Genomic DNA, 25,084 nt, shown 5'->3' on the forward strand with positions numbered 1-25,084 from the left:
GAGATCATTTGTCACGCAGTTCTCCTGAACAACTTAGCCGCTTTTTAGCTGAAGTTCATGGCCGTCCGAAAAAAGGCCTGTCACAGAACTTTTTGATAGATGGGAATATTCTAAGGAAGATCCTTGCTGTTTCTTGTGTACAGGCTGGGGATTGGGTCTTGGAAATCGGCCCCGGATTTGGAGCTCTTACCGAAGTCCTCGTGAATCAAGGAGCTCATGTCGTTGCTTTAGAAAAGGATTCTATGTTGGAGGAAACATTAAAGCAACTTCCCATACATCTAGAAATCACAGATGCTTGTAAATATCCTTTATCACAACTTCAAGATCAGGGCTGGCAAGGAAAAGGACGGGTTGTTGCTAACCTGCCCTATCATATTACCACACCTTTATTAAGAAAATTATTTTTAGAAGCTCCTAACCAGTGGAAAACGGTTACGGTCATGATCCAAGATGAAGTCGCGCGACGTATCACAGCGCAACCCGGAGGTAAAGAATACGGATCATTAACTATCTTTTTACAATTTTTTGTTGATGTGCACTACGCTTTTAAAGTGAGCCCAGGATGCTTTTTACCTAAACCGCAGGTAGCCTCCGCGGTTGTTCATATGACAGTAAAAGAGAACTTTCCTCTTGAAGAACCTCTCCGTACGAAATTCTTTTCTTTAACTCGAGCTGCATTTGGGCAGAGACGAAAACTCTTAGCGAATGCTCTTAAAGATCTTTATCCTAAAGAACGTGTTTTTGAGGCTTTAAGCCAACTACATTTTTCTGACAAAACTCGTCCAGAGACCCTGTCTCTCGATGACTATCTCAAACTCTTTTATCTTCTCTCCTTGCCTGCCTAAGTGCACCTCAGGTTAGTGTTAAAGCAGACTTTTTCTATACAAGAGAAAATATAAATTAAATGCAGAAGATTTTAATTTATCTTTTTTATAGGAGATTTTTTATTTTTATAAAGGCGTTTTTTTTAATAAAAAAACAAGAAATTGAAAGTCTAATATGGTATTATTTCTCGTCAAGATTCACAGAAGAGAGGGGGATTCCCTGCAATTCTATGGGTCAGCAAATATTTAGAATACATACTCTAGGAATCTTTCATGGAGACTTGGTTATACTATTGCAAAGTGCGTACACGTAATTATATTCCTTGCCTTCCGGTGTTGTCGCCAGTCATTTTGCAAGCGGATCAGTGTCTTCCTACGTTATACCTATCACCGTTTAGCCGCTGCTGCAAGGAAACTAAATTCGTCGCTTCTGTCACAGGTTAAGTAAGGAAAAAATCACACATCATCCCTTGGAAGGACTAGACAATACTCAACTTGTTAGACGGAGCCTTCTTTGTACGGAAGTTAAAGTACGTGAGAATCCGTTTAACCATACTGTCTACATCGAGTCCTACTCTTTGTAATAAGTTCTCTTTATCTCCATGAGAAAAGATACTATCGGGAATCCCAAAGTGTAAGACGTCCACTTTGAAGTTATAAGTAGCTAGAAAATCGTTAAATTCTGACGCCAAACCTCCACGAATAGAATGTTCTTCTATAATGATCACTTTGGAATGGTGCATCAATAAGATGCTAAAGAGATTGTTATCAAATGGCTTAATGAATATAGGATCTACGACAGTAGCAGAAATTCCATGGCTAAGTAACTGCAATTTTATAGATAACGCCGCGCTACACATGTGCCCCAGACCTACGATCAAAACATCTTCACCCTGACTTAAGATTTCTCCTAATCCTGGATCACGATACAGGTTGATATCAGTAGCGATAGGGTCACCTTGCAGTGCTGGAATGTTGGGGTAACGAATCGCGGAAGGCCGTTGCCAATGTAGAGAAGATTGTAGCAGTTGTTGGAACACTATAGAGCTTCTCGGCTGACAGATAATCATGTTGGGCATAGCACGAAGAAAACTCAAATCATAAATACCATGGTGGCTACAACCATCTCCATAGGCTAAACCTGCACGATCTATACCAAAGATCACCGGGAGATTTTGTAAACATACATCGTGAAAAACGTTATCCATAGCACGATGCAAAAATGTCGAATAAATCGAACAAATGACAGGAGTATTCGCTTTCGCAATTCCCGCTGAAAACGTCACAGCATGACCTTCAGCAATGCCTACATCGATAAAACGCTCTGGAAATGTTCCTTTAAACGTTTCTAACCGTGATCCTAAGGACATCGCCGGTGTAACCACATGTAAATTCGGAGAGATTTCTCCAAGTTTGCATACAGTTTTCCCAAAAATATCAGGATAAGTCAGCTGCGGTTGAATCGTCGGAAGTAACTTATCTTCCGCTGTAAGTTTGAAATTCGCCTTGACTCCATGGTATTTTGTAGGATTTTCCTGAGCTATCTCTAAACCTTTTCCTTTTTTTGTACAGACATGGATAAGAATAGGGAAGGGTAAGTCACGTACCTTCTGAAATAAAGAGACTAATGCTTTTATGTCGTGACCGTCCACAGGACCCATATACGCTAAGTTAAACTGCTCAAAAATAGGAATCGGACAAACTAAAGACCTTAAACACGTGGAAATCTTATGCGAGCACTTAGCGATACTTTTGCCGTAGCGGGGAATCTTGGATAATGATCTTTCTAGTTTGCGCGAAAGCAAACTAAATTTAGGGTGGTGAATCCATTGTGATAAGCTTTTGGACATGACACCCACGTTTTTAGAAATCGACATGTTATTGTCATTTAAAATGACAATAAATTTAGATAGATCCGTATGAATATTATTTAAAGCTTCGAAGGTTAATCCACAGGAAAAAGCTGCGTCACCAAGAATAGGAAGCACGTGTGTTCGAGATTTCTCAGTAGCTTTTGCCATGCCTAAAGCTAAAGATAAAGCGTTGCCTGCATGACCAGAAAAGAATAAATCGTGAGCACTTTCTAAAGGCGAGGTAAATCCACTTAATCCTCCATCATGACGAATACGCTCGAATTCTTCTATGTTTCTCCCTGTAAGCAGTTTGTGCGTGTATGTTTGATGCCCAACGTCAAAGATAAATTTATCTTCTGGAGAAGAAAAGACATAATGTAAAGCTATCGTTAATTCAATAATTCCTAAATTAGAAGCTAAATGTCCTCCTGTTTTAATAAGGACAGAAATAATTTTATGACGTATTTGCTCAGCAAGAAGAGAAAGCTCAGAACAAGAAAGCTTCTTAAGATCTTCTGGAGAAGAAATTTGACTTAAAATAGAGGAAGTATAAGAAGTCATGGTTGTGTAGTCATAGAAAATGTTTGTAGAACAGGTTCATCTAATGCATCTTTTAGAAGAGTTCCATTAGGCTGAACAGAAAGGAGATAACATTGTTGATCTTTGACTAAGATCTCATCTAAACCCTGATGTATCAGGGAAAACATTTTTTCATATACAACTAAAATAGTATCAAGAGAGTCGAGAGTGCTTAAATGATCTTGTAACGAACTTAGCTCTTGAATTAGGGTATCTACATCATTACAAGGCATCGCTCTCTCTACAGTTAGTGTACGAAAGACTCTTCTTCTGAAAGAAAATCTTCATTTCGTTTTTCAGACAACTCACGTACACGCTCTTCCGCTTTACGGATCCGTGATTCACATATACGCATTAGGGCATCTGCTTCTTCATAAAATTTTAAAGAAGCATCTAAAGATGTCGAAGGTTGATTCATGAGATCTACGATCTCTTCTAACCTTTCCATAGCCTTTTCAAAGGTAATTTCTTCCATAGTCTAAAACTCTTGAGTTTCAAAGTTCTGAACATCCGTCACAGTAAGAGTGGCTTCTCCATCTTGTAGTCTTACCCTTACACAACTATGTTTATGTAAACTTTTGGCCGAAATGATAGCCGAATTTTCATTAAAGTCAAAGAGCATAGCATACCCGCGTTTTAAAACATTTTTAGGATTTAATGAAATTAACTGTTGGGAAACAGTGTGGTATTTTGCTCGATGTCTTTCCACAAGATGGTTGAGGGAAAGGAAGAGATTTTCTTTAGCGTATAAAAAATGCTCCCTACGTTCGCATACTGTATAAACGAAAGCTTTATTTAACCGTTTTTTTAAGAGGTTAAGGGCAGATGTTTCTTTTATAAATAATTGATTAATTTTGGTTGTAAAATGTTTTAATAACGTTTGCTTGTGAGCTAAAGATTGCTGAAAATATCCTAAACGCTGAGATAAAGCTCTGTGAATTTGATCTCTACAAGGATCGAATCTCTGCCTATACTGCTGCGTGTTGTGAATAACAAGATTTTTTTTAATATGCACACAGTGGTGTTTTAAAGCCAGCAAACGATTTTGGAAAGCGAGATTGATCATTTTCCAAAGATCTTGGAGACGGTACGTCATACGTTGTAAAATATCACTTTGCAACCAGCGCGTATATTGCCTATAGCGTTGCTTGCTTTGTGAAAGTGTTGTTTGTATTGACCGTTCTATAGAGACACGAAGATAGTCTAAAGATTGATGGGGAGGACGGAAAAAATCTACGTGATCTAAGTACCGCTTCCATTGCTGAATTTGCTTTGCTTTCCCTGCAAGCAGTTGCTGTGCATGAGCATTCAAATAGCGTAAATGACTTTTAAATATTTGAATTTGTTCTTGACTACTTTGACAGACAATTTCTCCAGCAGCTGAAGGGGTGGGCGCACGTACGTCAGCAGCAAAATCACATAATGTATAATCTGTTTCATGTCCAACAGCAGAAATAATAGGGATTGTGCTGGCGTCTATGGCCTTGACAATGATTTCTTCGTTAAAAGCCCAAAGATCTTCAATACTGCCACCACCGCGAGCTATGACAAGAACATCAACAAGCTTATCTCTATTCATTACTTCAATCGCTTGAGATATTTCTTTTGCTGCTGTAGCTCCTTGTACTGTCACAGGATAAATTAGGACCTTATACTGATAACAACGACGAGAAAGAATACGTAAAATGTCTTGAATTACGGCTCCTGTGGGGCTGGTAATCACGCCAATACATTTTGGAATTCTCGGAAGGGGTTGTTTTTTTTCTATAGAGAAGTACCCTTCGGCTGCAAGACGCTTCTTAGTTTCTTCGAATTTTTGTAAGAGATCACCTTCCCCAGCATAAACTAAGGCGTGGGCTACGATTTGGTATTGACCTCTCGGTGCATAAACGGTAAGTTTCCCGTGAATGATCACCGAGTCACCATCTTTAGGGCGACGGTCAAAATACTTACTTTTAAAATGAAAAAAAGCACCGTTTAAAAAAGATTTACTATCTTTAATACCAAAATAGAGATGCCCGCTCGGCTGTAAAGAGACGTTACTTAATTCTCCTTTAACCACAATATGGCAAAAATTTGACTCGAGTAGATTTTTTATAGATTCGGTAAGAGTCGTTACCGCTTGAGGAGGAGATGAAGTTGCCATGCCCTAGAATACAGAAAGGTTTCAAGTTCTATTATTTTAAAATAAAGCACCTTCCTAGTAAAAAACTAGCAAGAATCGTGAAATCATGTCTATAGTGGGAGATGAACGAGCTAACAAATAGAGGACGTAGATGGAACGTAAGCGTTATATTTTCGGTAATTGGAAAATGCATAAGACAGCTAAAGAGGCTAAAGATTATTTGTCTGTTTTCTGCCCTCTCCTTGAAGAAGTTGCTCCTGTATCTTGTGTGGGTATCACCCCCGCATTCACAGCGTTACATGCTTGCTGTGAATCTATAAAATTTTTTCACAGTCCTCTGTGGCTGGGAGCGCAAAATGTACATCAGGATACCTCGGGAGCCTTTACAGGTGAAATTTCCTTGCCTATGCTCAAAGAATTTGATGTCAATTTTGTACTTTTAGGTCACTCCGAATGCCGTCATATTTTTCATGAAGAAGATACGACCATTGCGCTTAAGGTTGGTGCCGCAGCTCGTGAAGGCATTATTCCCGTTCTGTGTATCGGAGAAACTCTAGAAGTTAGAGAAAAAGGCGCGACGGAAGCTATGTTATCTAACCAGTTGATGTTGGGGCTTGCGCAACTTCCGGAAACTGCCTCTGTAATCATTGCTTATGAACCCGTATGGGCAATTGGTACGGGTAAAGTAGCTTCAGCGGTTGATGTGCAAGAGGCACATGCCTTTTGTCGAGAGGTGCTTGCGAATATATTTTCCAAAGAGAAAGCTGAGGAGATTTCCATTCTTTATGGGGGATCTGTAAAGGCAGATAATGCTGAAGGATTTGCTCGTTGTCCTGATGTAGACGGGTTGTTAGTAGGGGGCGCTTCCTTAGATCCTAAAGTTTTTGCCGATGTTGTCGCGAATTTTCATCGTTAGCTAGTAAAAATTATATTAGCTTTTTGGCCATGTTGTGTGAAATATTTTCATAGAATTTACACCAAGGTTTTGTTTGAGAACAGTGTTCCAAATCAATAAAATGTTTTTCAATATGGTGATTAATTTAGTTTTATATGAGAATACTTCCAGGGCCTTTTTAGGGATTTTTACAGTTTATAGAGACACTGGCTTAGAAAGAAATTTTTAAGATCCTAATGAATTAAAGGGCTAGGAATTCACCTCAGATAGGTTTTTTGATTTAGGAGAAGCATTGTGACCGCCTTGTTTTATTCGTTTTTATTTATCTTTCTTCTTTTGTGCGTAATTCTTTGCGGACTGATTTTGATTCAAGAAAGCAAGAGTATGGGACTCGGTTCTTCTTTTGGCGTGGATTCAGGAGATTCCGTTTTTGGTGTATCTACCCCGGATATTTTAAAGAAAGTCACTGCTTGGTTGGCAGTAGTTTTCTGCTTTAGTTGTTTGTTTCTATCTTTTGCGACAACATACTTGGGGAAAAATTCTCAAGAACCTCCTGTACATGTTCTAGAACAAGTTTCTTCAGATGGAGAAGAAATCTCTAGCGAATAGAAAGCTTCGCTAGAGGTTATCGACTTTTACCTAAAGCACATTATCTATTTTTAGGAAGTAAAATTAAAACAGTCACTATCTTATGAAAAAAGTCTTTTATATATTTTGTCTCTATGGTCTACTACCTGGCTCTACAATATTTTCAGTAGAAAAAGTTCAAAAAGAGATGGAGAACCCTTCGCCGTTGCCTACAGTCTGTCCCTTTTATTTAATAGAAGATGCGAATGAGTAGCCAATCTGCGGGGTGATATAAATCATGATTAGAGAATTAGAATATTACGGTAGCCCTACGTTACGTAGAAAGGCGGAGGCTATTCTTGAAATTACTGATGAGATTCGTCAGTTGGCTCAAGATATGTATGAGACTATGGTCGCTCATAAGGGAGTGGGTTTAGCAGCTCCTCAGGTAGGGGAAAGCGTAAGTCTTTTTGTTATGTGTGTTGAGGGAGAAACAGAGGATGGGGATCTGATTTTTTGTGACTTCCCCAAGGTATATATTAATCCTGTACTTTCTAATGTTTCCGAGGATCTTGTTTTAGGTAGGGAAGGATGTTTATCAATTCCCGGGTTGCGCGCTGATGTCTATCGTCCGCGTTCCATTACCGTAAAAGCGATCAATCTCGATGGTCAAGAATTCACGGAACATTTAGAAGGGTTTCCTGCGCGTATTGTCATGCATGAAAATGACCATCTCAATGGAATTTTATACATTGATAAGATGGAAGAACCTAAGGATTATAAGAAGTTTAAGTCTGCCTTAGAAAAAATTCGCCGTCGTTATAATAATCATATCACAGATAAAGCTTCTTAGTGGTATCGTCTCAAGCTTGCTTGTCTTATTGATTTCTCCAAGTGCAAAAGAAGCCGTAAACCCTTTGAGCACAGGATTACTGGTGGCTTAGGTGTTTGGGCTTATCTAGTTTCAGGTAAAAGAAGAAGCGGTTATCCGCTTCTCTTTTCTCATATACCGAGTATAGCTGCCAGTGTTCAAAGAGTTTGGTGCCTAAAACCATTTGATATTCGAGATAGCTAGGTGTCTGGGCTCTATGCCAGCCGTAGCGTAGTGTCAGATGATAGTTCCAACAGGGATGCGGACGAATAAAGACCTTCCCTAAAATGAGATTCCGACGATCTGATAAAGGAGAATTGAAAAGTTCTTCAGGAGAGCGACTAACATCTAGGATATAGTTTTCCTTATCACATTTAAGAAGGCTATACTTGCTTCTATGCAGGAATTCTAATGTTAAACCGATATTATCACTCCCTACCCATTGCCACAGCAGATTCATATGATCCCAGCAATATTTTTTCCATATCCATTCGGCATCTAGAGATAAGGTATTCTTCCGATCCAAAGGTAAGGAAATCACGCATGTTGTTTTGGGAAATGTCGATCTTGCAAATGTATTTTTAAAAATTTGTGTTGTCCAGACTTTGGCGGAAGCTCGTGGAGCACTAGGAGACACACGATTGAATATGAAAGATTCCATACCTATCTTACACAAATGTAGAGAAGAGAAAGCATCGTTAATAGAAAAGATATAGTGTTCGTGGTTCTTTGCTAATGGATGTGTGGCCGATGTAAATGAAATAAAAGGCTCTACAATATGCTTAGTGTGTAGATAATTCTTATACGCCGAAAAACGATAATCTATATTTATTTGCGCAGAAGCTTGGCAATGACGTTGGGAGGTTTTGGGGACGTTGCTGTAATAAATCGCTGATGCGGATACCGTGGGTGTTAACGTCCCTATAAGTAAGGGAATAGCACGGTATACCTTAGGAGAGGCCGCTGCCCTCAGGGAAGAAAAATTGGAACCCGCAATGTTATTGCTAAAAGCAAAGTTTAAATAACCACATTCAAACAGATTCTCAATGAAAATCCCCGTATTTTTAATATTCACAGGGTGTTGTTTCAAAGAAAGATAGGGAAGTTCTTGATTCACATTCTGGAACGGATTTACCTTCACAGAAGAAGAGAGTCGGCCGTCTACTAACGCATCATGCCAGGTAAGGCGAACTTGTGTGGGACCCGTATTTTTTAAAGAGAAATTATTAGGAAAGATGTCAGCAACCGTTTCCCAGCTGTCGCTTAAATGATATTCCCCGGATAATGTTGTCTGTTTATGTGCTAGAGAAAAATCTCCATGGAAGCGGTAGCGATCTCGAGGTTCTGCCATATCAATCGCTAAGCGGTGGGCATAGTAACTTTTCATATTAAAGACATTTTCAGGTTTCTCTTTCTGAGAAAAGTGCATGTTATAGCCAACCCCGATACCATGCTTGAAAAAGCTATCTAAAAAAAACGTAGATGAAAAATGCTTTTTAGAAATAGGTGAGTAACTAATCCCTAAATACGAACCTAAAAATCCTCCTGTACCTCCTCGGAAATTAATCGGAGGTTTAGGAATTTCCATGGGCATAATAGAAAATTTCGGGAGGAATAATATAGGAACATTGCAAATACTGAATGTTGTTTTCCCTATAGAAAGTACACTGTCGGAAGAGTATTCTAAGTAGTCTCCAGAAAGACAAATATGTTTTTTAGGGCCTTCTGAGGTAGATATGTAGCCTTTGTGGATAATTAAGGTTTCAGGAGTCAACGTCATCATAGACCCACCTAAAAACCAAGGATACATGGCAAATCTACCATTGGTCAAAAGACACGAATCCGTATCTTCATAGTATTCTAAGTAGTCGCAAACTAATGTCTTTCCTCGGTAATTGACCATGACATTTCCATGAGCAATTAATTTCATACCCCGTTCGGGAACATTCTCTACGTAGGCACGATTTGCTTGTATGCGCAGATTATTATGAATATTGAGGACGCCATCTTCGATATCTAAAGTTCCGGATAACCCTTTAAAATGGCTGAGGTAGGATACCTTTTTCTTTGCAGCTTCTTTATGAGTTAACGCTTCTGAAGAAAATGAACACGACAGTAGTGCTGATAGAAGGAAGTAGGGGAAACAACGTTTCATATCTCTTCCACTATTCTATCATTTTCATTAATAACCCAGCTAAGATATGACAATTTTTTGCTTTTGTTTGTGTCATTAGCTGAATAAGTAAACGAATATCCTCATGTGTCTTTGATACCACAAGAGTTTCAAGAATATCTAACATGAGTTTTGCTCGTATTTCTGGAGTAATTTGATAACGAAGATAAGGAGAATCCGGGTGGGGTTGTCTATCTTCTGTATCAATAAACAATAACGTTTCTTGGATGAGCTCCTGAGCATAACGATGTAGGGATAATTTTTTCTCAGGATCTTTAGTCAGGTTGTATAATGCTAAATCGGCATAAGCACGGATCACAGGCTCCCCAGGAAGTTGGGACGCTCGTGAAAGGATATCTAAAGCTTGTTGATGAGAAGAATGGGCTAAAAACGAGATGGCTTTGGAAGCCAGCGCGGTTTTCTGACTTAAGAGTATTTTCTCGATATAAGGGAGATACGCTTCTTTAGGTAGTTGTAAAAGAGAAACAAGGATCTGTTCTTCAGTATGTTGCATAGCGGATAAGGCTTTAGCACGCTCTGTAGGATTTTGAGGGAGGATCACTGCTCGGCATTTCCACGCTTGTGTCGCACGCCCTTTAGAAAATGCGGGTACTAATGCTCGGGTATACTGTCGCTGAACTAACCATTCTGTAATGTATTCAAGAAGTTCTGGATGATCACAACCTAAATGGATCAAAGCTAGAGCAGCATTTAACTTGGCTTCACTGTTTTGAGTATGTAAAAATACAGGAAGTACTAAGGGAATCCCTATCTCTTTAGAGAGTAATCGTGCTGTGTATAAAGCTCTAGAATGTTCTTCTTGTATCTGCTTTTCGAAAATAGGAAGCGCATCCTCTTCTTTACCAATAGCCAGCAACGCTTGAGCCGAGGCTAACGATAAATCGGGATCATGTTGCTCGGAAAGCTTTTTTATAGCGTTATAACTCTGACCATCTTTTAACATTCCTAAAGCATATACGGCAGCTTCACGATCTAAAGGGGAAGCACTTGTTAATAAATGCCGGAGTGTCGGTAAGAACCGTTTTTGTTGGTATTCCCCTATCAACAGAGCGGCATAGTTTCTTGTAGTACTTTTTGTTGAAGAGAGCAGCTGACGGATATACGTATCCGCTTCTTCAGTTTCTAATCTTAGGAAAATCGCAGCCGAGAGACACTGGATTTCTTCAGGAAGCTTATAAATAAAAGAATGAAGATGATCGATGACTTTAATATTTTTTAATCCCGCCAAACGGTAAGCAGCTTCTAAACGAATTACAGGATAGGCCGAGGTCAGAGCTTTGAATAACAGTTCGTCAGAGCTTTTCCCTAAATGTGAAGATGACGCGGATAATACCAACAATTGTTGCAAAGGATCGTTAGTTTCCATGGCTTGCGAGAGAATCTCGAATGCTTCTGCAGAACCTACAATACCCGCGCCAATAATCGTGCTTTTTCGAATATAGGGATCATCAGAGCGTAATCCCTGTTTTAAACAGTTCTCAGAGATTTTTCTTAATAACGCAAAGTCATGGTCTCCTTGCGTTTCTAAGGCCTCGAGATAGGCGGTAAGAGCTTGTTCTACAGATTTTTGGCTGGTATAAAGGATCTTATGACTTACAGGATCAGGGAAACTACTAAAAACCAAACTAGGAAAACTTAAACATAGCCCTAGAGGGATGATTAAACGAGATAATCCCATAAGTCAACGTTGAACTCCAACAAGAGATGTTTCAGTGTTTTAATCGGAAGACCTTGGACATTATATGCACATCCTTGGATATTATGAATAATCAAGCTGCCGCCTTCTTGAATACTGTAGGCTCCACATTTGTCTAGGGTAGAAAATGCTTTGATATACCTTCCCAGGTACGCCTCGGGTAGTTGGGTAAATGTTACCTGTGTGGTCTCTTCTCCGGTTACTAATTTCCTATCTTGCAAAAGCGCGATACTTGTAATTACGGCATGGGTTTGACCGCTTAATGTTTTTAACATTTCAATAGCCTCATCATAAGAACCCGGCTTATTGAAAATTTTCCCCTGATACGCCACAACGGTATCCGCAGTAAGAATGAGACCTTCAGGATTGTGGTCCTTGACTATAGACTCGGCTTTACCTATAGCCAATTCTTGAGAATACGCTACAGGATCACCATGATAGGGAACCGAATGTTCTTCAAAATTCGAGGGAATACAGGTAAAAGGAATACGAAAGTATTCTAATATCAATTTTCTTCGTGGAGAAGAAGAACCCAGGATGAACTTTGGTTCCATACGCCCTCAATACAATATATCCTAGACTTACACGACTTAGGCTACAGCTTGCTGCTGCTTGTATAGTCCGCCATTGTCCCGTCAAAGAAAGTAATCTTACCTTTTTCAAAAATCAATAGTTTCGTTGCGCATTCTTCGATGAGGGTTCTGTCATGAGAAACAAATATGGCTGTCCCTTTGTAATCATTGATAGCCCAAGCGAGTGCAGAAACAGACTCTAAATCTAAATGGTTATTGGCTTCGTCAAGAATCAGCGTGTTGTGGTTTTCCAACATCATTCCCGCCATAAGCAAACGAGCTGTTTCCCCTCCGGATAAAGCCTTAATCTGCTTGAAAGCGTCATCACCACCAAATAACATCTTACCTAAAACACTACGGATCTCTTGGTCGTTAATTCCCGTTTTACGATTACGTAACCATTCGAACAGAGTTTCATCTCCACAATCTTTTAAGACGTCAGAGTGATTTTGAGGAAAATAGGAATAAGCAACTTGATGACCAGTCTTTATCGATCCTTGCGTAGGGGACTCTACACCGGCTAACAGTTTCATTAATGTTGTTTTCCCCAGGCCATTGTTCCCAATAATGCCTAACTTATCTCCTTGATATATCTCTAAAGAGAAAGGCTGAAATAGGGGAGTTTCATCATTGTAACTTTTCGTAATACCTTCGAGAGAAAAGACAATCTTACCAGAAGCTTTTTCTGATAAAGGGAAACGTATGTAAGGGCGCTGAATATTGGATTTCTTTAATTCTTGAGGCTGGAGCTTTTTAATTTCTCGTAAGCGTGATTGCACTTGACTTGCACGAGAACCCGCTCCGAATTTAGCCACAAACTCTTTCAGCTGGGCGATTTTCTTTTCTTTGGATTTGATATCAGCTTTCTCTTGATCTCGAGAAGCTGTTTTCATTTCTACCATAGCGTCGTAATTTCCAGGATAGATAATGACAGTGTCATAGTCAATATCCGCAATATGGGTAGTGATGGTATTTAAAAAGTGCCTGTCGTGGCTAACAACAATCACCGTCCCATCATAATCCTTTAAAAAGTTCCCTAGCCAGTTGATAGAGTGAATATCCAGGTGGTTGGTAGGCTCGTCAAGAAGAAGAGCTTCCGGATGACCAAACAATGACTGACATAAAAGCACACGAAATTGTAGGTCTATAGGCATCGCAGACATTTTACTGTTAAACAAGGCTTCTGGAATGCCAATTCCTGTAAGTAGCTCTTCCGCCTCGGATTCCGCTCGGTAACCATTTTCTTCGCCAATGATCTCTTCCATTTCACCGAGTTTAATGCCAATAGCATCAGTGAACTCTTCAAGATACAAAGCATCTCTTTTTTGCAAAGCATCCCATAACCGTGCGTTACCCATGATTACGCAATCTAAAACGGAAACATCACCAAAGCTATCTATATTTTGGCGTAGGATTCCTACTTTCTTAGGTAAAGAAATAGAGCCACGCGTAGGCTCAACAGAGCCCGTGATAATTTTTAATAAGGTAGATTTTCCAGCACCGTTGGGTCCTGTGAGCCCATAGCGATTGCCAGGGTTAAAGACCACAGATACGTCGTCGAAAAGTACGCGCGTGCCTAAAGTTTTGCCAATTTTGTCAAGTACAATGCTCATAGCGCATAGCATAACAAAGAGGGGCTTAGAGCACAAGAGGTTTGCCTAAGGTTTAGCTATGGGGGTGGGACTCATTATGTGTTTGCTTTTTAAGCTTCATAGATACATGAGTATAAATAGTTGTCGTTTCTAAAGAACTATGACCGAGAAGAGCCTGAATGGTTTTTAAATCCATGCCATTCTCTAGCCAATGTGTGGCAATGGTATGGCGGATTGTATGGGGAGTAATGTGCCCTGATAAACCGGACTGGCGCAGGTATTTTTGAAATTTTCTATCAATAGAGCGCGTAGTTAATCTTTTCCCAAAACGATTTAAAAAAATTGCTTGCGCATCTTTTTCAATACTTGTTCTTGCAGGATGGGTTAGGTAGTGTTGTAGCCATTGAGCTGCATGAGGAGTTATAGGAACAAGACGTTCTTTTTTTCCTTTCCCTCGGATGCGAATAAGATGGGAAGTAAAGTCAATATCCCAGTGGTTTATAGCCACAATTTCGCTAATACGTAATCCTGAGCTATAGAATAATTCTAATAAGCAACGATCACGCAATCCTGTGTATTTCGATAGGTCCGGAGTTGCCATGAGTATTTCTACTTGCTCATAGGTGATGGGTGAGGGCAGTTCTTTAGGTAATCTAGGTCCTTGGATTGTTTCGGTAGGATCGTCAGGGAGAATACGCTGTTTCACACAATACTGTGAGAAGCTTTTAATTGCTGAAAGTCGACGTTTTATTGTGCGTTTTGCTTTGTTTTCTTGCATGAGTTTTAAAATGTAGAGACGCACAGTATCTTTTGTGAGTAGAGAAAAAGGAAGCTCAGCTTCCTGTCGTTCTTTTGTGAGTAAACAGATTGGCGGGGAGGGGGTGAGCTCACCGTGTTTTTCTAAAAAGGTTTTAAAACTATTTAAATCGATACAGTAGTTTCTTAAAGTATGAGGGGAGGCAGTTTTTATATTTTTTAGATAATCAAGAAAAGCATAAAAAGCTGAGACCATAATGTTCTTAAACACTTTTTCCGAAGTATTCCCTATATAGGGATTTATTTAGAAGAAGGGTTTTTAGGGAAGGGATAACTACGGAATTCTTCAGCTGCAGTCACATTAGGGAAAATTTTCCCTGCTTCGATTTCAAACTCTTTAGAATTTAAGTAGCGTGCAGAAAAGTGTGTAAGCACGAGCTGTTGTGCTCCAGCAGCTAAGGCTTGCGTGGCTGCTTGCTTGGCCGTCATGTGGTAGTGACTTTCTGCTAAATGGCTATGCTCTTCAAGATAAGTACTTTCACACAACATAATTCGTGCATTTTTCGCCAAGTCTACAATGGATGGACAGGGAAGCGTATCTGCTATAACAGCAATGCTATCCCCCTTTCTAATATAGCTTAGGTCTTTGAGGTATAAGGTTTTTCCGTTGACTGTGACGTGTTCATTACGAAGAAGGTCTTGCATAATAGGGCCGCGCAATCCCGCAGCCTTGATCTTTTCTGGAATGAATTTTATAGTGTCGGGTTCGGTGATGCGCCATCCTAAAGTATCAACAAGATGATTGAGTTTACGCGCTTCGATACGGAAATTTCCAAAATCTTCAACGATCCCTTCTTTATCTATAGGATGTTCAATCACACGGATAGTCTCATGATAAATCGTGCCGTAGCGTAACCTATCGAAATACTTTTTTCCCGAAGCTGGATAATAACAATGGATGGGATGGGTAACCTTATCCAAGTTTAACCTCATCAGCATAGAGCCTAAACCTAGGCAATGATCACCATGAAAATGGCTAATAAAGATCCTAGAGACAATAGTGGGAGCAATATTGGCAAAAATGAATTGTCTTTGTGTTCCTTCGCCAGGATCAAAAAGTAAACCTTCGTTATTCCATCGAAATAAGTAGGCACCTTGATTGCGAGTGCGCGTCGGTTGTTGACTGGAACAACCTAAAATAACTAATTCTCTACAGCTCATAAATTTAGGAGAAAGTGTTCGGGAAAAGAAATAGAATAAACCAATCTAGTAAAAATACTCTACTAGAACTTACCCGAGGGTGTGGTGAATTTTATTTTTAATTTAATCTATGCAATGCATGTAATTTTCATATTTTTTCGGGAACACGGGTCGAGTGACTACCATGGGTTGTTGAGTTTGGTGCTCACCAGAAATGGAATCTGAATCATGAGAAGACGAATGAGAAGATGCAGATGAAGAGCTTCTAGGACGAATCAGATTTAAGACTGAGGAGGTTTTTCTGCGAGGTTTTGGTGCTTCATCGGATGAAGATACCTCGACTGGCCTCCGTTGAGGAAGGGATCTCAAACTTCTCCTTTGTCTTCTTTGTTGTTTTACTTCTTGTTCTTGCGCATATTTTTTCTCATCTTCTTTGATGATTTCATGAAGTAAGCGATTGTGTCGTACATCTAATTTAGAGAGATCTAAATCTCTAGGCCGTACATGAGTAGATGGTTGGGGTAAGTAGCTGATGACTAAAGGAAATACGACCATACTAATGAGAAGGGAGGCTAGGGCAGCCATGCCAATATACATTCCTGCAGCAAAGAATGGGGTAGCTAGAAACCCTCCGACCATGATCAAAGCGAGTAGAGCCATGATGAGCAGACAGATCAAAGTAATCAGTTTGTTTCTTTTTAGGACTGCTGTGTTGTGTTCTGAATTTTGGGTGATGGTATGGCTAGTTTGATTTTTGGAAATAGCGGCATTGGGGACTAGTCTAGACGAGGTCATGAAAACTACAACACAGGGTTATTTTAAGAGTGCTTAGTCTAGAAATTTTAATGGCATTTGTAAATATACAGTTTTTTTTGTGTGATGATAATTTAGAGCCGTTAATTGAAAAAAACGGTTCTAAATTATCTTGTGAGAGCTAATTCATATGTGGAAAGGCAACTTTGAAAACATCATCGTAATGCGCTACAAAATGAATTTTCAGTCCTTTTTTTAGATAAGCCGGAAGTTCCTCATAGTCACGACGGTTATCTTCTGGGAAAATTAACACGTTAAGTCGGGATCGACGAGCGGCGATGAGCTTCTCTCGAATGCCCCCGACGCCTAATACACGACCAGTTAGGGTAATTTCCCCTGTCATCCCTAAGTTTTCTAAAATAGGCGTATCTAAAAGCAGAGAAAGCAACGATGTGACCATCGTTACACCTGCTGAAGGGCCGTCTTTAGGAGTTGCTCCCTCAGGAATGTGGATATGTACCTGAGACTTCGAGAAAAAGCTATAACCCGGAGCATAGCGTTCTAAGGCACTATGCAGATATGTCCACGCAATTTGTGAAGACTCTTTCATAACATCTCCAGCCTGCCCTGTGAGATGCATGTCTGTTTTCATTGAGGGCACTTGAACACTTTCAATATATAAAGTTGCGCCGCCTAGGGATGTCCAGGCTAACCCAGTAGCCACACCTACAGGTGTATGATCATAAAAACGGTCACTGGAAAAAATAGGCTTGCCTAGGTAGTCCTGAAGGTTGTTTACATTAATTTTATATTGCGTGTATTTTGGATGTGCTTTTTCCTGATTTTTAACTATCTTAAGCGCTACTTTTCTTAGAACTTTTTTAATATTGCCATTCAATGTACGCACACCAGCTTCTCGAGCATAGTTGTTAATCATATGCTTTAAAGCTTCGGGTTGAAAGACAATCTCTCGCGCTGTTAATCCCATTTCTTTGCGTGCTCTAGGCACAAGATACTTCGTAGCGATTTGAAGTTTCTCTTCAAGGATATAACCAGAAAGCCGCAATATTTCCATACGATCCAAAAGGGGATCAGGAATAGTATCTAAAACGTTAGCAGTTAAAATGAATAAAACATTCGATAAATCAACACGTACATCTAGGTAATGATCTAAAAAATCTTTGTTTTGTTCTGGGTCTAAAACTTCTAACAAAGCTGATGCGGGATCGCCGTGATAGCTGGCTCCAATTTTATCAACCTCATCGATCATAATAACCGGGTTCATCGCTTGGCTTTGTTTTAAAGCTTGCACCATTTTCCCAGGCATAGCACCAATATACGTACGTCGGTGCCCTTTGATTTCAGCTTCATCTCGCATTCCGCCTACTGAAAAACGGAAAAATTTACGATGTAAGACTTTTGCTATGCTGCGACCAATACTTGTTTTCCCCACACCTGGAGGGCCTACTAAGCAAATGATACTGCCTTTAAGACCTTTGGATAACTTACCCACACTGATCAGTTCTAAGATACGTTGCTTAATATCTTCTAAACCATAGTGATCCTTGTTAAGAATAATCTCCGCTTTTTTGAGATCGTGATACTCCTTACTTTGGATGCCCCAAGGAATAATGGTTAACCAGTCTAGATAGTTGCGGCAAACAGTATACTCAGCAGACGATGTTTCTAAGGTTTGAAGCTTCTCTATTTCATCTTGTATCACTTCCATCGCATAATCAGGAACCTGACGTTTTTTTAACCGGTTCATGAATTTCTCTAAGTCGATGGCCCGATCTTCTTTTTCTAACCCCAGCTCTTTTTTGATCGTTTTTAACTGTTCTTTTAAGAAGAACTCTTTCTGGCTTTTTGTGATTGTAGCTTCGATTTTTTGATTGATGCTACTTTGCAGACGACTAAGATCCAGTTCCTTTTTTAGAAGAATCAGAGCTTTGTCAATACGATCATGCATGTTTGTTGTTTCAAGGACTTCCTGGAGTTCTTCCCTCGTTGCTGTAGTTAGAGCTACAGAAAAATCGGCAAGCTTCCCCGGTTCTGTAAAATCGGAGTGGCCAAGAAAGATTTGCAATTCCTCTTTAAATAGAGGATTGAGTTTTAAAAGATCCTTAATTACGGAAACAATGCTAATAGAATACGCTTTTAACTCTTCAGTGAGCTCTTTGTTGTCTTTATGGTAGGAGACACGAGCTTTAAGATATTTATCTTTAAGAGGCTCTACAATGCGGATACGCTCTTCTATACTTAATAGTATTTGCGCGCTGCCTCCCTCTATAGGCATAATACGAAGAATACGCGCAGCAACGCCGACACTATACAGTTGGTTGAAACCCACTTTTAAAATATCAGCGTCTTCTTTTTTAGTAAGAACTAAACCGATGTATTTTTGTGAGGATTTCGCTAGAAGTTTTAGAACTTCGTAATAAGGGCCCGATTCTATAAGAATCGGAGCCGCCATACCCGGGAAAAAGGGACGCTTGTTTAGCGGAAGAATAAATAAATCGGCAGGCAAGGAGCGATCATCTGATTTTTCTTCGACTTCCTCGGATTCATCTAAGAGTTTTTCTACTTCTTCAGGATTAGGATCCAAGATCTGAGAGTCGTTATTTATTGTAGAGTCCACAATTGTCCTTATACTAAAATCGTCGGATACTTTTATCTAAGTTGCTCTGATAACTTATTGATAGTAGCACTTTCAACAATAAAGATCCTCTTTTCGATATATTACAAAATCATCGAAATTCGTGCACCTACACAACCACTAAAGGAAATAGCAGAGCTAGGGAATAAGAATTAAAAAAGACGGGGGTTTAACGCAAATCGTTTTTCCTGATTTTAAAAAAAACAATCACTAAATGTTTCTACCTATATGTTTCATATTAAATAATTTCTCATGTTTTTTTATCAGATTTTAATTTAGAATGATTTGCAAATTGTCGGGATCACCTTTGTTACTAATGACTTGGATTGTGGAGAGCTCATAAAAAGTTTTCTGATCATTCGCAAATTTTTTATCGGTTTTCTAGCAAGTGCGCGGTGTTGCTGAATTTTCTCTACAAAGAGAATACGCGATCGTTCAAGCAAAAATACTGGTCTTTTGAAGATCAAAAAAAGTTTTTAATTTTTTGTAAGTATAACGCATCTATCTCGTGTTTGTATTTAGAATTTCCATAGTTCTAAATCTTTAAAAGTTACTTATTTGTTATTTTTTTTGATTAAAAGTTTTTTAGTTGATATAGTTTTTTTTGTTCGATTCTAATTTGGATTATGTATTTTCATAGATACGTTATTATTGATACATCAGGGTATCAACCATTTTTAGCTTATGTAGATCATCAGAAGGTGTTAAAACAATGGGATCTACCTGTCGGTCCTGACCAAGGATTAGTTTTAGAATTTATTTTTAAGAATAGTTCTTTAAGTTTCCAAGGAATCGGAGTGGCCGTAGGGCCTGGAAACTTTTCTGCAACCCGTGTGGGATTATCCTTTGCTCAAGGGTTAGCGTTGTCTAGAAAAGTTCCGATGATAGGCTATAGTTCTTTAGAGGGATATTTGACTCCTAAGGATAAGGGGAAAGCTTTGATGCTTCCTTTAGGGAAAAAGGGAGGAGTGTTAACTCTGAGTTCGGATCTTTCAGAGGATGGGTTTATTCATGAAAAGAATGGGGTGGGTCCTGGAATTTTGCTGCCTTACGGAGAGGCCTCCAAGTATTGTGTAGCCAATAACTGTTACCACGTGATCTCGCCTAATCCAGAACTGTTTATTGAGAGTTTCTCAAATAGAATCCGTATAGAAAAAGCAGCGCCCTCTGTAGACCACATTAGAAGAAACGTTGTTTCTCAACTGATGATTTTAGAGTGTAGTCAGCAATTGACCCCAGATTACCGCAGTTGTTCTTGTTTTTTTTAGCTTTAACAGAATTTTCATTGATAGGGGAGTGGATGATGAAATCCATCAGCCCGCTTTTTCAGCACCTTGCGAGTCAACTAACTCTTGAAGGGTAATAGATCGGATGATACAATCGGGGCGCCTCTAACATCGCAGAGTAAGACGTATACCTGTGTTGTTTTAGGCTTAACAGTGATTATTATGCAAAATAAGGTAATGCATGCCCAGTGTTAAAGTTAGAGTTGGTGAGCCTGTAGATCGAGCTCTGAGAATTTTGAAAAAGAAAGTCGATAAAGAAGGGATCTTAAAGGCCGCTAAAGCTCATAGGTTTTATGATAAACCTTCAGTAAAGAAGCGTGCGAAATCTAAAGCCGCAGCTAAATACCGCAGTCGTTAGAAAATCTCTTCTCTAGTGGTGTTTGATTTATGGATTACTATGATGTTTTAGGTGTTTCTAAAACTGCTTCTCCTGAGGAGATTAAAAAATCTTATCGTAAGTTGGCTGTTAAGTATCATCCTGACAAAAATCCAGGGGATGCTGAAGCTGAGAAACGTTTTAAAGAAGTTTCAGAAGCTTATGAAGTTTTAAGTGACCCTCAAAAACGAGAGTCCTATGACCGTTACGGTAAAGATGGGCCTTTTGCCGGAGCCGGTGGTTTCGGTGGTGCAGGCATGAGCAATATGGAAGATGCCTTGCGCACTTTTATGGGGGCTTTTGGTGGAGAGCTTGGTGGTAGCGGAAGCTTTTTCGAAGGTCTCTTTGGTGGCCTAGGTGAAGCTTTCGGTATGCGGGGCGACCCAGCAGGAGCTCGTCAGGGAGCTAGTAAGAAGGTTCACATCACTTTAACATTTGAAGAAGCCGCTCGCGGTGTAAAAAAGGAACTGCTTGTTTCTGGATACAAGACCTGTGAAACTTGTTCCGGTAGCGGTGCCTCGAGTAAGCAAGGAATCAAGTGTTGTGACCGTTGTAAAGGTTCTGGGCAGGTTGTTCAGAGTCGCGGTTTCTTTTCTATGGCCTCGACATGTCCCGAATGTGGTGGGGAAGGCCGTATGATTACCGACCCTTGCTCAAGTTGTCGAGGACAAGGAAGAATCAAGGATAAACGCAGTGTTCATGTACAAATCCCTGCGGGTGTAGATTCGGGAATGCGTTTAAAGATGGAAGGCTATGGAGATGCTGGACAAAATGGTGCTCCTGCCGGGGATCTTTATGTTTTCATCGACGTAGAAGCACATCCTGTTTTCGAGAGACGAGGGGATGATTTAATTTTAGAATTGCCCATTGGCTTTGTTGACGCTGCTTTAGGAATGAAGAAAGAAGTGCCCACTTTATTAAAAGAGGGGGCTTGTCGCCTCACAGTGCCTGAAGGGATTCAAAGCGGAACAATTCTTAAGATTAAAAATCAAGGATTCCCTAACGTCCACGGTAGAGGACGTGGAGACTTGCTGGTACGAGTTTCTGTAGAAACTCCACAAAATCTTTCAGAAGAACAGAAGGAATTACTTCGCAAGTTCGCAGCTACGGAAAAAGCAGAAAATTTCCCTAAGAAACGCAGTTTCTTGGATAAAATTAAGGGTTTTTTTTCTGACCTCACCGTATAGATAAGGATAGCACAGATCTATCCGAGGAGCACATATGGTAGCAATACAGCATGAATTAGGATCTTCGATTAAAGAAGTTCTGAAATTGGTCTGGAGTTTAAGATTTGCTGAAAATAAGATGCTCCTTCTTTCCCGCCAGAGCGATTCTGGAGGAACTTTCCAGTTGTCTTGTGCTGGTCACGAGCTTGTTGGAGTGGTGGCCGGGAAAAGTCTCCTTCGAGGGAAGGATTGGTCTTTCCCATATTATAGGGATCAAGGATTCCCTGTAGGTCTAGGGTGTGATCTTTCTGAGATTTTTGCTTCCTTTCTTGGGCGATTAGCTCCGAACCATTCTTCTGGTAGGATGATGCCCTACCACTATTCTCATAAAAAACTCCGTATTTGTTGCCAATCGAGTGTAGTAGGTTCCCAATTTCTTCAGGCAGCGGGGCGCGCATGGGCTGTAAAACATACCAAATCTAACGAAGTCGTTTACGTCTCTGGAGGGGATGGATCCACTTCTCAAGGTGAATTCCACGAGATGTTAAACTATGTTGCGTTGCATAAGTTGCCCTTAGTCACCGTCGTACAGAATAATGCTTGGGCGATCTCCGTGCCTTTTAAAGATCAGTGTTCTACAGATTTAGTGCGTTTAGGGGAGAGTTATCAAGGTCTCTCTGTTTATGAAGTTGATGGCGGGGATTACTTTAAGCTTGTAGATACTTTTTCTAAAGCTGTAGATCAAGCTAGACATACCTCGGTTCCTGCGTTAATTCTAGTCGATGTTATGCGTTTAGAGCCGCATAGCAACTCTGATAATCATGAGAAATATCGCAGTCGTGAAGATTTAGATCATTGTAAGAGTCATGATCCTTTAATCCGGTTAGAACGGCTGATGATAGACGAATGCGGCATTTCACCTGCGGAGATTTTAGACATAAAAGCAGAGGCTGAAGCCGAAGTCACTCGTGCTTGTGAAATCGCTGAGGGGATGCCCTTCCCCAGTAAAGGTTCTACGAGCCATGATGTATTTTCTCCACATACAACTTCTTTAATTGATTATGAAAATTCTTTAGAAGCTCAGCGTTTGCGTGACACTCAACCCAAAGTTATGCGAGATGCCATTACAGAAGCGCTCATTGAAGAAATGAGCCGAGATTCTGGTGTGGTTGTTTTCGGTGAAGACGTGGCTGGAGATAAAGGTGGGGTTTTTGGTGTCACTAGAAATCTTACAGATAGGTTTGGCAGCGAACGTTGTTTTAATACACCGTTAGCAGAGGCTACCATTATAGGCACAGCTATTGGTATGGCGATGGATGGGATCCATAAGCCTGTTGCTGAGATTCAGTTTGCTGATTATATCTGGCCCGGCATTAATCAATTATTTTCTGAAGCTTCGAGTATTTACTACCGTTCTGCTGGTGAGTGGGAAGTGCCTTTAGTTATTCGTGCTCCTTGTGGAGGTTACATACAAGGTGGCCCTTACCATTCACAAAGTATAGAAGCGTTCTTAGCCCATTGCCCGGGCATCAAGGTGGCTTATCCATCCAATGCCGCAGATGCAAAAGCCTTGTTAAAAGCGGCGATTCGCGATCCTAACCCTGTGGTTTTTTTAGAACACAAGGCGCTGTATCAACGACGTATTTTTAGTGCGTGTCCGGTATTTTCTTCGGATTATGTTTTGCCTTTTGGTAAAGCAGCGATCACGCAAGTCGGTTCAGATTTGACCATTGTTTCTTGGGGAATGTCTTTAGTTATGAGTATGGAAGTAGCTAAGGAATTGGCAGCTTTAGATATTTCTGCAGAGGTTATAGATTTACGTACGATAGTACCTTGTGATTTTTCTACTGTTATAGAGTCTGTTAAGAAAACTAGTAAGTTACTTATAGCTCATGAAGCGTCGGAGTTTTGTGGGTTTGGTGCAGAGCTTGCTGCAACTGTAGCAGAGCAAGCATATGCATACCTAGATGCACCTATTAGGCGTGTTGCGGGATTACATGCCCCAGTTCCTTACTCAAAAATACTGGAAAACGAAGTTCTCCCTCAGAAGGAGAAAATCTTTCAAGCAGCGAAGAGTTTAGCCGAGTTTTAATTGCGATTTTTATTAAATGCTTCCTGTAAGACCAATAATAGTGGAAGTTCTTTTAAGTGATTTACAGTAATTTGTACTACTGTCCTTTTTTTGTTTTTTTCTTCTATGTCTATGGCCTCTAATAAGGCGAGAGCACATTGAGAATACCAGGAGTCGTATTCTTCTTGAGAAGGGCGAATATCGCCGAGTCCTAGAAGCTCTATCTGTATAGAGGAAATCCTATTTTCTCGACAGATACGGAAACATTTCAGGTACGCATTTACTATATTGTCAAAAGCTTTCTCGTAGGGAACATCTTGCCAAGTCATGGCTGTGGGCAAGTGTGCATCAGTGTTTCTATAGTGGGGGGATTGATGAAGATCAGATAAGAAGCAGGGGCTGTGATCTGTGATTTATTTACCCAGGGGCCGTGGGCTATCGTTCCAGGAGGGAATGTTCTAGAACCTGGTTGTGTGATCTCCTCCCAACAATCTTTGTCTATGCGCCCGATTAAAGCGAGCGTTCTGTTAATCACATAGGTGAAATTTCTTTCTGAATTTATGCATAGAAGTATAGCAGAGTCTTTATTCTTTAATAAAGGATCGTTCAGAGGGTGACCTTGATGAAGGCAGAGCTGTAGGTTTGCGTTTTTATGCCGGAGATATACACACTCCGTATTTTTATTGATTTTGTTTGCTCGGGATACAACTTGTTCCAGTGTAAAGGTATGCCTCAAATGATCAGCAACGCCTGATAAAGTCAAGTCTGTCTTTGGAATCGAGCGGATAGACTGACGTTTTCTTAAGGCTATTAAAATTATCCCACCAAGAACCAGAGAAAAGATCCATGATGGTTCTACAGCTATTATGACTATCCCGCCAAGCAAACATGCCATACTCAAGATAACCATCCATTGGAGAATACAAGACTGCGTTACCTTGCAGCTCAACAAGCACTCATAATTTAAATTTAATGAAGGGATATAATGATGTTTATCTGTGTTATGCACCACAGGCATGGATACCACCTAAGCTGAACAACATAAAAGATTT

21 protein-coding genes and 1 pseudogene are annotated in these 25,084 nt (G+C 40.1%); 9 read left to right on the forward strand and 13 right to left on the reverse strand.

The annotated features are described in order from the left end of the window. Window positions 1-8: 8 nt before the first annotated feature. The gene (rsmA, locus tag CHAB577_RS01610) at window positions 9-845 is read left to right on the forward strand and encodes a 16S rRNA (adenine(1518)-N(6)/adenine(1519)-N(6))-dimethyltransferase RsmA (protein ID WP_011096967.1); all 837 of its coding nucleotides are present in this window, start codon (window positions 9-11) and stop codon (window positions 843-845) included. Between the two features lie 252 nt (window positions 846-1,097). Then, on the forward strand, window positions 1,098-1,268 hold the full coding sequence (locus tag CHAB577_RS05180) for a hypothetical protein (RefSeq protein ID WP_167382213.1): 171 nt from the start codon (window positions 1,098-1,100) through the stop codon (window positions 1,266-1,268). A gap of 35 nt (window positions 1,269-1,303) precedes the next feature. Here CHAB577_RS05180 and CHAB577_RS01615 read toward each other — a convergent pair whose 3' ends face one another. The 4 genes from CHAB577_RS01615 to xseA are packed head-to-tail and all read right to left on the reverse strand — an operon-like array spanning window position 1,304 to window position 5,402. Then, window positions 1,304-3,238, reverse strand: a complete 1,935-nt coding sequence (locus tag CHAB577_RS01615) for a 1-deoxy-D-xylulose-5-phosphate synthase (RefSeq protein ID WP_011096968.1) — start codon at window positions 3,236-3,238, stop codon at window positions 1,304-1,306. Then, a complete protein-coding gene (locus tag CHAB577_RS01620) occupies window positions 3,235-3,489 on the reverse strand; it encodes a hypothetical protein (protein WP_006343951.1) in 255 nt (84 codons plus the stop codon). Before CHAB577_RS01620 ends, CHAB577_RS01615 begins: the two co-directional genes overlap by 4 nt. 14 nt (window positions 3,490-3,503) lie before the next feature. Beyond that, window positions 3,504-3,731: an exodeoxyribonuclease VII small subunit gene (locus CHAB577_RS01625; RefSeq protein ID WP_011096970.1), complete on the reverse strand. Its 228-nt coding sequence runs from the start codon at window positions 3,729-3,731 to the stop codon at window positions 3,504-3,506. 3 nt (window positions 3,732-3,734) lie between these two features. Beyond that, window positions 3,735-5,402 (reverse strand): exodeoxyribonuclease VII large subunit, encoded by a 1,668-nt coding sequence (gene xseA, locus CHAB577_RS01630; protein ID WP_011096971.1) that lies wholly within the window; start codon window positions 5,400-5,402, stop codon window positions 3,735-3,737. Window positions 5,403-5,532: 130 nt separating this feature from the next. On the opposite strand from xseA, the gene tpiA reads away from it, so the two are divergent. The 3 genes from tpiA to def all read left to right on the forward strand — a co-directional run bounded on the left by tpiA (window position 5,533) and on the right by def (window position 7,696). Further along, entirely contained in the window at window positions 5,533-6,297 is a 765-nt protein-coding gene (tpiA, locus tag CHAB577_RS01635) for a triose-phosphate isomerase (protein ID WP_006343954.1), read from the forward strand. 273 nt (window positions 6,298-6,570) lie between these two features. After that, window positions 6,571-6,885, forward strand: coding sequence for a preprotein translocase subunit SecG (gene secG / locus CHAB577_RS01640; RefSeq protein ID WP_006343955.1), 315 nt, complete (start codon window positions 6,571-6,573; stop codon window positions 6,883-6,885). A 256-nt stretch (window positions 6,886-7,141) separates the two neighbouring features. Beyond that, window positions 7,142-7,696: a peptide deformylase gene (gene def, locus CHAB577_RS01645; RefSeq protein ID WP_011096972.1), complete on the forward strand. Its 555-nt coding sequence runs from the start codon at window positions 7,142-7,144 to the stop codon at window positions 7,694-7,696. A 76-nt stretch (window positions 7,697-7,772) separates the two neighbouring features. On the opposite strand, the gene CHAB577_RS01650 is transcribed toward def, so the two are convergent. From CHAB577_RS01650 to lon, 8 genes are all read right to left on the reverse strand, one after another. Continuing rightward, entirely contained in the window at window positions 7,773-9,869 is a 2,097-nt protein-coding gene (locus CHAB577_RS01650) for a CT351 family outer membrane beta-barrel protein (protein WP_011096973.1), read from the reverse strand. Window positions 9,870-9,879: 10 nt separating this feature from the next. After that, on the reverse strand, window positions 9,880-11,586 hold the full coding sequence (locus CHAB577_RS01655) for a HEAT repeat domain-containing protein (protein WP_011096974.1): 1,707 nt from the start codon (window positions 11,584-11,586) through the stop codon (window positions 9,880-9,882). Beyond that, window positions 11,568-12,158, reverse strand: coding sequence for a Maf-like protein (locus CHAB577_RS01660; RefSeq protein ID WP_011096975.1), 591 nt, complete (start codon window positions 12,156-12,158; stop codon window positions 11,568-11,570). Before CHAB577_RS01660 ends, CHAB577_RS01655 begins: the two co-directional genes overlap by 19 nt. A gap of 41 nt (window positions 12,159-12,199) precedes the next feature. Further along, window positions 12,200-13,789 carry an ABC-F family ATP-binding cassette domain-containing protein gene (locus CHAB577_RS01665; protein ID WP_041461354.1) on the reverse strand — a complete coding sequence of 530 codons (1,590 nt, stop codon included), beginning with the start codon at window positions 13,787-13,789 and terminating at the stop codon, window positions 12,200-12,202. Between the two features lie 52 nt (window positions 13,790-13,841). After that, entirely contained in the window at window positions 13,842-14,780 is a 939-nt protein-coding gene (locus CHAB577_RS01670; protein ID WP_011096977.1) for a tyrosine recombinase XerC, read from the reverse strand. Between the two features lie 44 nt (window positions 14,781-14,824). Further along, window positions 14,825-15,745, reverse strand: a complete 921-nt coding sequence (locus CHAB577_RS01675) for a ribonuclease Z (RefSeq protein WP_011096978.1) — start codon at window positions 15,743-15,745, stop codon at window positions 14,825-14,827. A 102-nt stretch (window positions 15,746-15,847) separates the two neighbouring features. Beyond that, window positions 15,848-16,519 carry an IncA family protein gene (locus CHAB577_RS01680; RefSeq protein ID WP_086393195.1) on the reverse strand — a complete coding sequence of 224 codons (672 nt, stop codon included), beginning with the start codon at window positions 16,517-16,519 and terminating at the stop codon, window positions 15,848-15,850. Window positions 16,520-16,658: 139 nt separating this feature from the next. Continuing rightward, window positions 16,659-19,115, reverse strand: a complete 2,457-nt coding sequence (gene lon / locus CHAB577_RS01685) for an endopeptidase La (protein ID WP_045071810.1) — start codon at window positions 19,113-19,115, stop codon at window positions 16,659-16,661. A gap of 644 nt (window positions 19,116-19,759) precedes the next feature. On the opposite strand from lon, the gene CHAB577_RS01690 reads away from it, so the two are divergent. The 4 genes from CHAB577_RS01690 (at window position 19,760) to CHAB577_RS01705 (ending at window position 24,053) form a co-directional block, all read left to right on the forward strand. Continuing rightward, window positions 19,760-20,401, forward strand: a complete 642-nt coding sequence (locus tag CHAB577_RS01690) for a tRNA threonylcarbamoyladenosine biosynthesis protein TsaB (RefSeq protein WP_011096981.1) — start codon at window positions 19,760-19,762, stop codon at window positions 20,399-20,401. Between the two features lie 199 nt (window positions 20,402-20,600). After that, complete coding sequence (gene rpsU, locus CHAB577_RS01695) at window positions 20,601-20,777, forward strand: 30S ribosomal protein S21 (protein ID WP_006343002.1); 177 nt, start codon at window positions 20,601-20,603, stop codon at window positions 20,775-20,777. 29 nt (window positions 20,778-20,806) lie between these two features. Beyond that, window positions 20,807-21,982, forward strand: a complete 1,176-nt coding sequence (dnaJ, locus tag CHAB577_RS01700; protein ID WP_011096982.1) for a molecular chaperone DnaJ — start codon at window positions 20,807-20,809, stop codon at window positions 21,980-21,982. A 34-nt stretch (window positions 21,983-22,016) separates the two neighbouring features. Next, window positions 22,017-24,053: an alpha-ketoacid dehydrogenase subunit alpha/beta gene (locus tag CHAB577_RS01705; RefSeq protein WP_011096983.1), complete on the forward strand. Its 2,037-nt coding sequence runs from the start codon at window positions 22,017-22,019 to the stop codon at window positions 24,051-24,053. Here CHAB577_RS01705 and CHAB577_RS01710 read toward each other — a convergent pair. Then, a pseudogene (locus CHAB577_RS01710) lies at window positions 24,050-25,050 on the reverse strand (macro domain-containing protein). The gene CHAB577_RS01705 and the pseudogene CHAB577_RS01710 sit on opposite strands and share 4 nt — an antisense overlap. Window positions 25,051-25,084: the final 34 nt, after the last annotated feature.

Source organism: Chlamydia abortus, from assembly GCF_002895085.1.
Taxonomy (GTDB): Bacteria; Chlamydiota; Chlamydiia; order Chlamydiales; family Chlamydiaceae; genus Chlamydia; species Chlamydia abortus.